Origin of the sequence: Streptomyces sp. NPDC057136 (assembly GCF_042670885.1) — a bacterium.
GTDB lineage: Bacteria > Actinomycetota > Actinomycetes > Streptomycetales > Streptomycetaceae > Streptomyces.
Genome location: NZ_JBHUUV010000046.1, coordinates 36,780 through 49,301, shown reverse-complemented (window position 1 = coordinate 49,301; position 12,522 = coordinate 36,780). Strand labels below are relative to the sequence as shown.

Below are 12,522 nucleotides of genomic sequence, written 5' to 3'. Positions count from 1 at the left end.
GGACTGACACGCACCTCGTGTCCGGCCGCTGTGCTGCGCCCGCGAAAGCGGTCAGGTTCTCCGTTCGCCGCCGCCGCGGACCGAGGCCCACAGCATGTCTCCCACACCGACGACCGCGACGGCGCCGATCAGTTGCAGTACGTGACGCGTCCAGTCGATGCCCTTGGTGTCATTGACACCGATCCATGTCGCGACGGCGTTGCCGAGGACGCTGCCGATGATGCCGAACACGGTCGTCAGCCAGAGGGGGATGTTCTGCTTGCCCGGCAGGATCGCCCTGGCGATCAGACCTAGCACCAGGCCCACGATAATTGCCCACAACCAGCTCATTTCGCCTCCTCGTGCGGCGCAGTCTGCGCACGTCCGGCCAGTCTCCGGCCGGCGCGGGTACGGCGCATGCCGGAGGGGTCCGTACGTGGTGCTCCGCAGGGGTTCCGCACGGATGGACCGGCCCCCGCTCTCGAACACGACGCATCCCGGGCGTACCGTGGAAGCGGCCCGGTCCGGGGAGTGTCCGGCACAGCGATCTGGTGGTGGAACATGGCGCGGAAGCGGAGCGGCGCGGAGGTCTTCCGTATCACGGGTGCGCGGCAGGGCCTCGCCGATGACGTACGGGGCAGGCAGCGGCGCTATGTGATCTCGATGTCCGTGCGGACCGTCGCCGTGGTGCTGTCGGCAGTTCTGTGGAACGTCGAGAGGCATGTGGCCATCGTGGCGCTGGCCCTGGGTGTTCTCCTCCCCTATGTGGCGGTCGTCATCGCCAACGCGGGCCGGGAGAGCGCGACTTCACTTCCTTCGAACTTCGTTCCCTCGCCGATGCGGCCCGCTCTGGATGCCGCTCCGGTGGCGGACGGGGCGCAGGCCGACGGGAAAGCGGGACCGGCCGGAGAGGCCCCGTTTCCGCACGCGCACGGCTGAGTCGGCGGCGTCCCGGAAGCTCAAGAACAGCTCAGATCAATCATGAAGTTCCGGTGCACCGCACCCCGGTCCCCGTGGCATACTTCGTACGCGCTCCGCATCCCCCGTCGGAGCGACGGACCGACGCCGGGCAGCTCCCCCCGTGGCTGCTCGGCGTCGCCTTTTCTCCGGCGGGGACGATGCGTCGGCCGGCGGCTGGAACAGCTGACTTAGGGTTGAGCCGTGAACCTTTTCGAGACCCACGCCGAGAGCGCCGCCGCTTCGCCGATCTGTTCCGCCAAGGGCTGTCGCGACGCCGCCGTGTGGGTGCTCGCCTGGAACAATCCGAAGCTTCACACCCCCGAGCGCCGCAAGACCTGGCTGGCCTGCGACGAGCACCGGGAGCACCTCTCGTCGTTCCTCGACGTGCGCGGATTCCTGAAGGATGTCGTGACCCTGGCGGAGTGGGAGTCCTCAGCCGCCGATCGCTGACATCGGGCGGTCGGGCTGGAGGAAGGACGGGTCGTCGAGCCCGGAGCCGGCCTTCTTGCCCCACATCGCGAGCTTCCAGATCCTGGCGATCTCCTCGTCGGGAGCCGTCGAGCGCAGCGCGCCGCGCAGGTCCGTCTCCTCGCGGGCGAAGAGGCAGGTGCGGATCTGACCGTCCGCGGTGAGCCGGGTGCGGTCGCAGGCCCGGCAGAACGGCCGGGTCACGGAGGCGATGACCCCCACGCGGTGCGGTCCGCCGTCCACGGTCCAGCGCTCGGCCGGTGCGGAGCCGCGCTCGTCCTCGCCCTCGGCGGTGAGCGTGAAGCGGGTGCGCAGCGAGGCGAGGATGTCACCGGCCGTGATCATCCCGTCCCGCTTCCAGCCGTGCTGGGCGTCGAGGGGCATCTGCTCGATGAAGCGGAGCTCGTAGTCGTGGGCCACGGCCCAGGCCAGCAGCTCCGGTGCCTCGTCGTCGTTGAGTCCGGGCATCAGGACGGAGTTGACCTTGACGGGGGTGAGGCCGGCGTCGCGGGCCGCTTCGAGTCCGTCGAGCACGTCCTGGTGGCGGTCACGGCGGGTGAGGGTCTTGAAGACGTCGGGGCGCAGGGTGTCCAGAGAGACGTTGACCCGGTCCAGGCCGGCCGCCCTGAGGGCGGCGGCGGTGCGCTTGAGCCCGATGCCGTTGGTCGTGAGCGACATTCTGGGGCGGGGCTCCAGGGCGGCGCACTGTTCGACGATGGAGACGAGGCCGGGGCGGAGCAGCGGCTCGCCGCCGGTGAAGCGGACTTCCGTGATCCCGAGGTCGGTGACGGCGATGCGGATGAGCCTGACTATCTCGTCGTCGCTCAGCAGCTCGGTCTTGGAGAGCCATTGCAGGCCCTCCTCGGGCATGCAGTAGGTGCATCGCAGATTGCACTTGTCCGTCAGCGATACACGCAGGTCGGTGGCGACCCTGCCGTAGGTGTCGATGAGCACTGTGGGCCCCCTCCCCCGGTGATGTCCGCGGTTGCGGTCTGACAGTTCCGAGACTACGCGAGACCTGTGACATCGAGAGGGGACCGTTTGCCACGAGGTGCGGCGCGGCCGCGTCGTAGGACTCTACGACGCGGCCGGGCCAACGGGGTGGAGCGGGAGTGGAACGGCTCCGTGAACTCTTGCTCTCAGTGCGCTCCGGTGCCGGTGAGGGACTTGACCTCGAGCTCGGCGTACTTGCCCTTGTCCGGCTCCTCCTTCGAGATGAGGGAGCCGACCCAGCCGAGCAGGAAGCCCAGCGGGATGGAGATCAGGCCCGGGTTCTCCAGCGGGAACCACGCGAAGTCGACGTCGGGGAACATCGACGACGGCTTGGAGGAGACGACCGGGGAGAACAGCACCAGCAGGACGGACGAGGCGAGACCGCCGTAGATCGACCACAGGGCGCCCTGGGTGGTGAAGCGCTTCCAGAACAGGCTGTAGAGGATTGTCGGCAGATTGGCCGAGGCGGCGACCGCGAAGGCGAGGGCGACCAGTCCTGCGACGTTCATGTCGCGGGCGAGGGCGCCGAGCGCGATGGAGACGACACCGATGGCGACGGTCGCCCAGCGTGCGGCGCGGACCTCCTCCTTCTCGGTGGCCTTGCCCCTGCGGATGACGTTGGCGTAGATGTCGTGCGCGAAGGACGACGAGGACGCCAGGGTCAGTCCGGCGACGACGGCCAGGATCGTGGCGAAAGCGACCGCGGAGATCACCGCGAGCAGGATGGCGCCGCCGGTGGAGCCCGCACCGCCGCCGATCTCCAGGGCGGCGAGCGGGGCCGCCGTGTTGCCCGCCTTGTTCGACGCGATGATGTCGTCGGACTTGAGCAGGGCCGCGGCACCGAAGCCGAGCACGATCGTCATCAGGTAGAAGGCGCCGATGATGCCGATGGCCCAGTTCACGGACTTACGGGCGGCCTTGGCCGTGGGCACGGTGTAGAAGCGGATCAGGATGTGCGGCAGGCCCGCGGTGCCGAGGACCAGGGCGATACCGAGCGAGATGAAGTCCAGCTTCGACGTGCCGGTGGCGCCGTACTTGAGGCCGGGCTCCAGGAAGGCCGAGCCCTTGCCGCTGTTGCTCGCCGCCGTACCGAGCAGGTCGGAGATGTTGAAGTTGAACTTCAGCAGGATCAGGAAGGTGATGAGCAGGGTGCCCGCGATGAGCAGGACGGCCTTGACCATCTGCACCCAGGTGGTGCCCTTCATGCCGCCGATGGTGACGTACACGATCATGAGCAGGCCGACCAGGGCCACGATCGCGATCTTGCCGCCGTCACTGGTGATGCCGAGCAGCAGGGACACCAGGACGCCTGCGCCGGCCATCTGGGCCAGCAGGTAGAAGATCGAGACGACGATCGTCGAGGTACCTGCGGCGGTACGGACGGGGCGCTGGCGCATGCGGTAGGCGAGGACGTCGCCCATCGTGTAGCGGCCGGAGTTGCGCAGGGGCTCGGCGACCAGCAGCAGGGCGACGAGCCAGGCGACCAGGAAGCCGATGGAGTAGAGGAAGCCGTCGTATCCGAAGAGGGCGATGGCGCCCGCGATGCCGAGGAACGACGCGGCGGACATGTAGTCGCCGGAGACCGCGAGGCCGTTCTGGAAGGCGGTGAACTGGCGTCCGCCCGCGTAGAAGTCCGAGGCGCTCTTGGTCTGGCGGCCGGCCCAGACGGTGATGACGAGGGTCGCCACGACGAACACCGCGAACAGGGTGATGATCAGCGACCGGTGCTCGCTCGCCCCTTCGGCGGCGAGCTGGACGCTGGGGTGGGCGAGAGCGGCGGCGCTCATGCGTCGGCCTCCATACGGGACTTGATCGCTGCGGCCTTCGGGTCGAGCTGGGTGGAAGCGTGGCGCGAGTAGAGCCAGGCGATGAGGAACGTGGTGACGAACTGGAGGAGCCCGAAGACGAGGGCCACGTTGATGTTGCCCACGACCTTGGTGCCCATGAAGTCGCCGGCGTAGTTGGACATCAGCACGTACAGCAGATACCAGAGCACGAAGGCGATGGTCAGGGGAAAGGCGAAGGCGCGGTGCGAGCGGCGCAGCTCACCGAACTCCGTGCTCTCCTGCACCTCGATGAACGCCTCGGTGGTGGGTTGGACAGGCCCCGTAGTGGCCTGGGGCGGGGGTGCATCGGTAGCCACGGAATCTCCTCGCGACGCGGGTGCGGTGGTGGTGGGAAGGGTGTTCTTCAAGGGGGGACCTCTGTATCGGGAGACGGTGGTACGACTCCCCTGACAACGGCACGGAGAGCGGTGCGAAGCGGTTCACCGCTGCCCTCTCCGTCTCCAACTCACCTCTTTGGACGCATGTCCGTAACGACACGCATCGAACTCACTTGCCCTTAGTCATTGATGCGCCGGGATGATCAGCGATAACTTCACTCGTCATGTACTCGACCGGACACACCCGTGTCCGGTCGACTGGCAAGGATGATGTGGAGAACCCATGGCTCATCTGGCATCCAGACGGACACGCGCACTCGCGCTGCCCGTCGGACTTGCACTCACCGCTTCGCTGGGCTTCCTTCCGACGGCGGTGGCCTCGGCCGCTCCGACGGACGGGCCGTCCACCGCCGCGGTCACGACCGACGGGCCGAAGCTGTCCTACGTCGTCAACACCAAGACCGGCTCCGGCGCGCTCAAGCAGGTCAAGAAGGCCATTGCCGATGCGGGCGGCACGGTCGTCATCTCGTACGACCAGATCGGCGTCATCGTCGTCCACTCGCAGAACCCGGACTTCGCCAAGACGATCCGCCAGGTCAGGGGCGTCTCATCGGCCGGTGCCACGCGCACCAACCCGATCGTGCCCCAGGCCACGAACGACGTGGGCGCTGCCGCTCAGGCGCTCAGCGCCGACGAGGCGGCTGCCGCGGCGGCCGACGCGACGGCGGGTCAGGACCCGCTGGAGCCCCTGCAGTGGGACCTGCCCGCCATCAAGGCGGACAAGGCCCACGCGGTCTCGAAGGGCAGCAAGAGGGTCACGGTCGCGGTCATCGACACGGGTGTCGACGACACGCACCCCGACCTCGCGCCGAACTTCGACCGTGCGGCCTCGGCGAACTGTGTGACCGGTGCGCCGGACACCACCGAGGGCTCCTGGCGGCCGATGGCCGGCGAGAGCGACCACGGCACGCATGTCGCCGGAACCATCGCGGCGGCGAAGAACGGCGTCGGTGTGACCGGTGTCGCGCCCGGCGTCAAGGTTTCCGGTATCAAGGTGTCGACCCCGAGCGGCTTCTTCTACAGCGAGGCCGTCGTGTGCGGCTTCATGTGGGCGGCCGAGCAGGGCGTCGAGGTGACGAACAACAGTTATTACACCGACCCGTGGCTGTTCAACTGCAAGAACGACCCGGACCAGAGCGCCCTGGTCGAGGCGGTCGGCCGTGCCTCCCGTTACGCGGAGCGCAAGGGCACCGTCAATGTCGCGGCAGCCGGTAACTCGGACCACGACCTGGCCGTCGACGCGATAGAGGACACGACGAGCCCGAACGACACCACGCCGGTGACCCGCACGATCAACCCGGCGGAGTGCCTCGACATCCCGACCCAGCTGCCGGGTGTCGTGACCGTCGCCGCGACGGGTGCCAAGGGTCTGAAGTCCTCGTACTCGAACTACGGTCTCGGTGTCATCGACGTGGCCGCCCCGGGCGGCGACTCGACGGTGTACCAGACGCCCGCACCGCCGGCCGTCAACGGACGGATCCTGTCCACGCTGCCGGGCGGTGGGTTCGGCTACAAGGCCGGTACTTCCATGGCGTCCCCGCACGTCGCGGGTGTCGTGGCCCTGATCAAGTCGACCCACCCGTACGCCTCGGCGTACCAGGTGAAGGCGCTGCTGACGCACCAGGCCGATGCCACCGCGTGCGGCGCGCCGTACGACATCGACGGTGACGGCACGGTCGACGCGGTCTGCGAAGGCTCCACGAACTACAACGGCTTCTACGGAGCCGGTGTCGTGGACGCGCTGGACGCTGTCCGCCGCTGACCCGGCCGGACGGCATGAGGAAGGGCCGGGGACGGCGGTCCCCGGCCCTTTCTGCTGCCGTTCCGGGGGCGCTGACCCGCCCCCAGGTGGCTCACGGCTTGATGAGCACCTTCAGGGCCGTACGCTCGTCCATCGCCTTGTAGCCTCCGGGCACCCCGTCGAGGCCGACGGTCACATCGAAGACGGGCGACGGGTCGATCGTGCCGTCCAGTACGTCCGGGAGCAGTTCCGGGATGTACGTACGCACGGGGGCGACGCCGCCGCGCAGGGTGATGTTCCGGTCGAACATGACGTCGAGGTCAAGGCCGGTGCCGCTGCCGTGCGGGACGCCGACATAGCCGATGGCGCCGCCGTCGCGGACGATGCCGATGGCCGTACGCATCGACTGTTCGGTGCCGACGGCCTCGATCACGCAGTGGGCGCCTTCGCCGCGGGTCAGTTCCCGTACGGCGGCGAGGGCCGCTTCGCCGCGCTCGGCGACGACGTCCGTGGCGCCGAAGGTGCGGGCGATGTCCGTACGGGCACTGTGCCGGCCGAGCGCGATGATCCGCTCGGCACCGAGCCGCTTGGCAGCCATGACGCCGCACAGGCCGACCGCTCCGTCGCCGACGACGGCGACCGTGCTGCCGGGCTTCACGCCCGCGCCGACGGCGGCGTGGTGGCCGGTGCCCAGCACGTCGGAGAGGGCCAGGAGCGAGGTGAGCAGCCGGTCGTCGGCCGCCGCGGCGGCCGGGAGCTTGACGAGGGTTCCGTCGGCGAACGGCACCCTGACCGCCTCGCCCTGGCCGCCGTCGGAGCCCACCGATCCCCAGAAGCCGCCCCGCGGGCAGGAGGTGGTGAGGCCCTCCGCGCAGTACGTGCAGGTGCCGTCGGACCAGACGAACGGGGCGACCACGAGGTCACCGGCCGCGAAGCCGTTGACCTCGTAACCCGCCTCTTCGACGATGCCGAGGAATTCGTGTCCGATGCGCTGGCCCGGCTGCCGGGCGGACTCGCCCCGGTACGCCCACAGGTCGCTGCCGCAGATACAGGCCCGCAGGACCCGCAGGACCACGTCGGTGGGCTGCTGGATCGTCGGGTCCGGCACCTCCTGCACGCGGATGTCGTGGGGAGCGTGGATGACGGTGGCGCGCATGCGTGGGGGTCCTTGCTGATCTCAGATGCTGATACTCCGCTCACCGTACGCCCCTGTGTCGTCCGCCGCGGAATCCGCACGATGTGCGAGCGCCCCGGTGGTCAGGAGGTACTGCGCTGCGAGGTAGGTCAGCATGATCCAGAAGTCGGGGGCGGGTAGCTGAGGCCATTCCGCGATGCCGGTGGCGATCAGTGCGTCGGAGAGCAGGAAGAGCGCCCCGCCGAGTGCCGCGTACCGCCCGAGGATGCCCGCCCGCCAGGCCATGGCGGTGAGCAGCAGGCTGTAGCCGGTCATCGGAATCCGCATGTCCGCGGGGAGGTCGGGCCAGATCAGCACGAGGAAGCCGGTGAGGACGACCGCGTACCCGATGCCTGCGGTCACGGAACCGCGGGCGCGGCCGAACAGGCGCAGGTAGCAGATGTGGCCCGCCGCGAAGGACCCCATGCCGACGAGGAAGGCGATGTCGTGGTCCGGCAGCAGCAGCGTGTCGCCGCCCCAGCCGAAGAGCAGCGCGGCGACGAGCAGCCGGGGGCCCCGGCGGGCTGCGGCGTACGCGGCGAGCAGCGGCATCAGCAGGGGCTTGGCGACGAGGTGCGCGACGGGGATGTCGGCCAGCACCCCGATGAGGTCGACAGCGGCGGCGACGAGGAACGCGAGGAACAGGGGGCGGACGAGCCGGTCCCGGCGCGGGACGGGAGCGCTCATCGGGTGCCTTCCGGTGCGGTGGCGGCGGTGACGGGGGTGGCCGTGCCGGTGGTGGTGCCGGTGGTGGTGCCGGTGGTGGTGCCGGTGGTCGCGGGCTGCCAGCCCGGTCCCCGGAAGACCCGTCCGGCGCGCTCGCGCCAGGTGCGCGCCGCCCGGACGTCGCGGGCGATGGCCGCGTACTCATGGGTCGCCACGCGCAGCGGGTTGTTCGTCGCGATGTTCTTGGTCAGTCCGAAAACGGGCCGCTCGGTCTCGGGGGTGAACGACCGGAAGAGCCGGTCCCAGACGATCAGGATGCCGCCGAAGTTACGGTCCAGATAGCCGCCCTGGGAGGCGTGGTGCACCCGGTGGTGGGAGGGCGTGTTGAGTACGTACTCGAAGGGCCTGGGCAGCTTGTCGACGCGCTCGGTGTGCACCCAGAACTGGTAGACGAGGTTGACCGCGGAGCAGAAGGCGAGCGCCGCCGGGTGGACGCCGAGGGCGATGAGCGGGACGTAGAACGGCCAGACGGTCAGCGAGGTCCAGGGCTGGCGGAGCGCGGTGGTGAGGTTGAACTTCCGGCTGGAGTGATGGACAACGTGGCAGGCCCAGAGAATCCGGATGACGTGGTGGCCGCGGTGGGACCAGTAGTAGAAGAAGTCCTGGGCGAGCAGCATCAGCAGGACCGTCCACCACAGGACGGGGACGCGCAGCGGGGTCAGTTCGTAGACCGCGGTGTAGATCGCGACGATGGGGAGCTTCCACAGCAGGTCGAAGACCAGGCTGCCGAGTCCCATGGTGACGCTGGTGGCGGCGTCCTTGGTGTCGTATCCGGCGGCATCCTCGTCCGGATGGAACCGGTAACTGACCATTTCGACCACGGTGAGCAGGACGAAGGCCGGTATTGACCACAGCACGACATCGGGCAGGTTCGGCTCCATGCGAGCACCGTAGAGGCGCTGGTCGGCCGCCGCTAGACGTTGTTACCCACAAGTATGCGAGACGTGGTGTCAGCAGTCTTTGGTGACTTCTGCCAAGAAGGCCGAGCCCGGCATGATCCAAACGAGCGGCCCTACACCCCCGCCGCGCCGAGCGCCGCCCCCGCCGCGTACGTGACCGCCATCGCCACCGCTCCCCCGCCCATGTTCCGCAGTATGGCGGGCCCCGCCGCCGCGTCCCCCAGCCGGGCGCTCCACCACCCCGTCAGTGCCAGGGCGGCCAGCACCGCCAGCACCGTGACCGGCAGCCGGAGCGACGAGGGCGGCAGCACGATCGCCAGCAGCGGCAGCAGCGCCCCCACCGTGAACGCCAGGAAGCTCGCGCCCGCCGCGTGCCACGGGTTCGTCAGGTCGTCCGGGTCGATACCCAGCTCGACCTCGGCGTGGGCACGCAGGGCGTCGCGTTCGGTGAGCTGGAGGGCGGCCTCCCGGGCCACTTCCGTGCTGAGGCCCTTGCCCTCCAGGAGGCCGGTGAGTTCGACGAGTTCGGCCTCGGGTGTCTCCGACAGTTCCCGTCGCTCCGTCGCCAGCGCGGCCTTCTCCGAGTCGCGCTGGGTGGAGACCGATACGTACTCGCCCGCCGCCATCGACATGGACCCGGCCAGCAGCCCGGCCAGACCCGCCGTGAGCAGGGTGCTGCGGTCGCCGGTGGCCCCGGCGACGCCGACGACGAGGCCGGCGGTGGAGACGACGCCGTCGTTGGCGCCGAGGACCGCGGCGCGCAGCCAGTTCAGCCGTGCGCCGAGTCCCTTGCCATGGGCTTCGTCGTGAACCTCGGTGTCCGTCATCCGGGGATGGTCTCACTCCGGTCTCTCACCAGACGCGGACCGACCCGCCCGGCGCGAAGGCGGGGCTGGTGGCGTCGGCCGGGACCTCCTTCAGCGGCTCGGCGATCTCCTCGACCGTCGGGCCCGCCGTTGCCGCGATCCGGTCGAGCGCGGCCAGGTCGAAGCCGTAGACACGGGCGGCGTTGCCGCCCGCCATGGCCGCTATCTCGTGCTGCGGCAGCCCCGCGTACGCGATCCGCAGCCCTTCCCTGGAGTACGGAGCGGTGCCCTCGTCGTGCGGGTAGTCGCTGCCCCACATGATCTTGTCGAGGCCGATCCGGTCACGCAGCGGTACCTCGTGCGGGCGCATGAAGCTGGCACCGACGAAGCAGTTGTCGCGCCATACCTCGCCGGGGCTGTTGCCCATCGAAGTGGCCAGCCCCGCACCGAACTTGGACTCCGCGGTGGCCGCGCGCGTGGCCGCGGCCACGAGACGCCCGTGGTAGTAGTCGAGCATCTCCACGACCCCCGGGATCCAGCCGGAGCCCTGTTCGGTGAGGACCACCTTCAGACCGGGGTGGCGGCGGAACGCGCCGCCGAAGATCAGGTGCCACAGCGCCCGGTGCGAGAACCACGTGGTCTCCACCATGAAGACGGCGCGCGCCGCCGGTTCGTCGCCCAGCGGCGGCGAGGCCGACCCGCCGTGGTGGTTCACCGGTACGTCCAGCTCCTCGCAGACCGCCCACAGCGGGTCGTACACCTGGGAGTACAGCTCAGGGATGCCCGAGCCCGGCGGGGCGCCCGGCAGCAGGATGCCGCCGGTGAGGCCCGCTTCCTTGGTGCGGCGCACCTCGCGCACCGCCTCCGCCGGGTCGTTGAGGAGGATCTGCGCGACGCCCGCGCGCCGGCCGGGCGTTTCCGCGCAGAAGTCGGCGAGCCAGCGGTTGTGGGCGCGCAGGCCGGCCCAGCGCTGTTCGTACTCCTCCCGGGAAGGTGCGGGGGCCATCAGGGAGGCGGAGGGGAAGAAGGGCGGAATGGTGTTGGGGAAGACCACCTCGGCGACGATGCCGTCGGCCTCCAGTTCGGCGAGGCGGCGGGCGGAGTTCCAGTTGCGGTCTGCGGTGTCCGCCACCAGGTCCTCGTACGGATTGACGTAGGTCGCCGCCCAGACGTCGAAGTCGTCGTGGTGCTTCGACTCCAGGTACGGCTTGTAGTCGAGGAGGTCGGCGCCCGCGTGGCAGTCGGCCGAGATGACGGTGTAGCGGTCGGTCATGACGCCCCCAGTACGGGGAAGTCGTGACCTGTCAGCCAGTGGCGGCCCACGTCGCGCGAGCGCGCCCACGACGCCTCGACCGCCGCCTGGTCGGGGCTCTGGCCCAGGTCCTGGGGGGTCGGGCCGATGCGCCGCGCCAGTGGGGCGAGTTTCGCCGTGTCGAAGCCGAAGACCTCGGCGGCGGCCAGGCCCAGCATCCGGCGGGTCTCGGTGACCGGGATGTCGTGGAAGGTATTGCGCAGCCACTGGGCGGTGTTGGGCCAGGTGCCTTCCGGGTGGGGGAAGTCGCTGCCCCAGAGGATGTTGTCGACGCCTATCTCGTACCGCTGTGCCAGTTCGCGGCGTTTGGTGTTGGTGGCGCAGACGAAGACCTGGCGGTCGAGGTACTCGTGCGGTGGACGCTTCAGTTCGGCGAAGGGCGAGAGCTTCTTGCCGCCGTGCGCGCCCAGGTAGAGGCGGTCCATGAACCACAGGAGGTTCGGCAGCCACCAGCAGCCGGACTCGGCCACCCCGAATTTCAGCCCGGGGTGGCGTTCGAAGGCGCCCGACCAGAGCAGGAACCAGAGGGGGCGCGAGGGCCACCAGGTGACCTCGGAGACGTAGATGCCGAGATGGTCGCCGTACTCGTGGCGCGGTGCCGCGCCGGAGTGGGTGAGGACCGGCATGGCCGTCTCGGCCGCCGCCGCCCACACGGGGTCGTAACGGCGGTCGTGGTACGGGGCCTTGTCCACCCACATCGAGGGAATCATCAGCGCCCCGAGCCCGGACTCCTTGGCCCGGTGGATCTCGGCGACGACCCGGTCGACCTCGCCGGTGACGGGTAACAGGGCCACCCCGCAGTGGCGTTCGGGGTGCTGGGAGACGAAGTCGGCGAGCCACCGGTTGTGCGCCTGCGCACCCGCCATGCCGAGCTCCGGGTCCTGGTCGCCGGAGAGTCCGAGCCCGACGCCGAAGGGCGCGGCGGTGCGGCTGTCGACGGCGTCCGCGTCGGGGAAGACGACCTCGGCCGCCACCCCGTCCCCGTCGAGTTCCTTGAGGCGCTGTGTGGCGTCCCAACCGCCTTTGAGGCCCTCCTCGTTGTCGTGGAACCACTGGTCGGCGAAGGCTTCGTTGCGTACGCCCAGCCGGGTCATCTCCTCGCGGCGGCGGTCGCGGCCGGCCAGGAACTCGTCGAACTCGCGGTGGACGCGGGAATCCAGGTAGGGCCGGTACTCCTCGGTGGGCAGCCCGGCATGGCAGTCGGAGGAGATGATCAGGTACGGGTCCGTCATCGCTTGCT

13 protein-coding genes are annotated in these 12,522 nt (G+C 69.7%); 3 read left to right on the top strand and 10 right to left on the bottom strand.

Features of this window, described 5'->3' with window-relative positions:
- Positions 1–51 precede the first annotated feature (51 nt).
- Entirely contained in the window at positions 52–330 is a 279-nt protein-coding gene (locus tag ACFT7S_RS34235) for a GlsB/YeaQ/YmgE family stress response membrane protein (RefSeq protein WP_382738929.1), read from the bottom strand.
- A gap of 210 nt (positions 331–540) precedes the next feature.
- Here ACFT7S_RS34235 and ACFT7S_RS34230 point away from each other — a divergent pair, with 210 nt between their 5' ends.
- Positions 541–918: a DUF3099 domain-containing protein gene (locus ACFT7S_RS34230; protein ID WP_382738935.1), complete on the top strand. Its 378-nt coding sequence runs from the start codon at positions 541–543 to the stop codon at positions 916–918.
- Between the two features lie 222 nt (positions 919–1,140).
- Complete coding sequence (locus tag ACFT7S_RS34225; protein WP_382738926.1) at positions 1,141–1,389, top strand: hypothetical protein; 249 nt, start codon at positions 1,141–1,143, stop codon at positions 1,387–1,389.
- Here ACFT7S_RS34225 and moaA read toward each other — a convergent pair.
- The 3 genes from moaA to ACFT7S_RS34210 all read right to left on the bottom strand — a co-directional run bounded on the left by moaA (position 1,372) and on the right by ACFT7S_RS34210 (position 4,543).
- Positions 1,372–2,361 (bottom strand): GTP 3',8-cyclase MoaA, encoded by a 990-nt coding sequence (gene moaA, locus ACFT7S_RS34220; protein ID WP_382738923.1) that lies wholly within the window; start codon positions 2,359–2,361, stop codon positions 1,372–1,374. The genes ACFT7S_RS34225 and moaA overlap by 18 nt on opposite strands.
- 185 nt (positions 2,362–2,546) lie before the next feature.
- Positions 2,547–4,187, bottom strand: a complete 1,641-nt coding sequence (locus ACFT7S_RS34215; RefSeq protein ID WP_382738920.1) for a cation acetate symporter — start codon at positions 4,185–4,187, stop codon at positions 2,547–2,549.
- Entirely contained in the window at positions 4,184–4,543 is a 360-nt protein-coding gene (locus ACFT7S_RS34210) for a DUF485 domain-containing protein (protein ID WP_382738918.1), read from the bottom strand. Before ACFT7S_RS34210 ends, ACFT7S_RS34215 begins: the two co-directional genes overlap by 4 nt.
- Before the next feature lie 304 nt (positions 4,544–4,847).
- Between ACFT7S_RS34210 and ACFT7S_RS34205 the strand changes: the two genes are divergently transcribed.
- Positions 4,848–6,386 carry a S8 family serine peptidase gene (locus tag ACFT7S_RS34205; RefSeq protein ID WP_382738915.1) on the top strand — a complete coding sequence of 513 codons (1,539 nt, stop codon included), beginning with the start codon at positions 4,848–4,850 and terminating at the stop codon, positions 6,384–6,386.
- 91 nt (positions 6,387–6,477) lie between these two features.
- On the opposite strand, the gene ACFT7S_RS34200 is transcribed toward ACFT7S_RS34205, so the two are convergent.
- The 6 genes from ACFT7S_RS34200 to ACFT7S_RS34175 form a co-directional block, all read right to left on the bottom strand.
- On the bottom strand, positions 6,478–7,521 hold the full coding sequence (locus tag ACFT7S_RS34200; RefSeq protein ID WP_382738912.1) for a zinc-dependent alcohol dehydrogenase family protein: 1,044 nt from the start codon (positions 7,519–7,521) through the stop codon (positions 6,478–6,480).
- A 21-nt stretch (positions 7,522–7,542) separates the two neighbouring features.
- A complete protein-coding gene (locus ACFT7S_RS34195; protein ID WP_382738909.1) occupies positions 7,543–8,226 on the bottom strand; it encodes a lysoplasmalogenase in 684 nt (227 codons plus the stop codon).
- A complete protein-coding gene (locus ACFT7S_RS34190; protein ID WP_382738907.1) occupies positions 8,223–9,146 on the bottom strand; it encodes a sterol desaturase family protein in 924 nt (307 codons plus the stop codon). The genes ACFT7S_RS34195 and ACFT7S_RS34190 overlap by 4 nt, the downstream gene beginning before the upstream one ends.
- Positions 9,147–9,277: 131 nt before the next feature.
- Positions 9,278–9,991 (bottom strand): VIT family protein, encoded by a 714-nt coding sequence (locus ACFT7S_RS34185; protein ID WP_382738905.1) that lies wholly within the window; start codon positions 9,989–9,991, stop codon positions 9,278–9,280.
- A gap of 25 nt (positions 9,992–10,016) precedes the next feature.
- A complete protein-coding gene (locus ACFT7S_RS34180; protein ID WP_382738902.1) occupies positions 10,017–11,243 on the bottom strand; it encodes an amidohydrolase family protein in 1,227 nt (408 codons plus the stop codon).
- Complete coding sequence (locus ACFT7S_RS34175) at positions 11,240–12,514, bottom strand: amidohydrolase family protein (RefSeq protein ID WP_382738900.1); 1,275 nt, start codon at positions 12,512–12,514, stop codon at positions 11,240–11,242. Before ACFT7S_RS34175 ends, ACFT7S_RS34180 begins: the two co-directional genes overlap by 4 nt.
- Between the last annotated feature and the right edge of the window lie 8 nt (positions 12,515–12,522).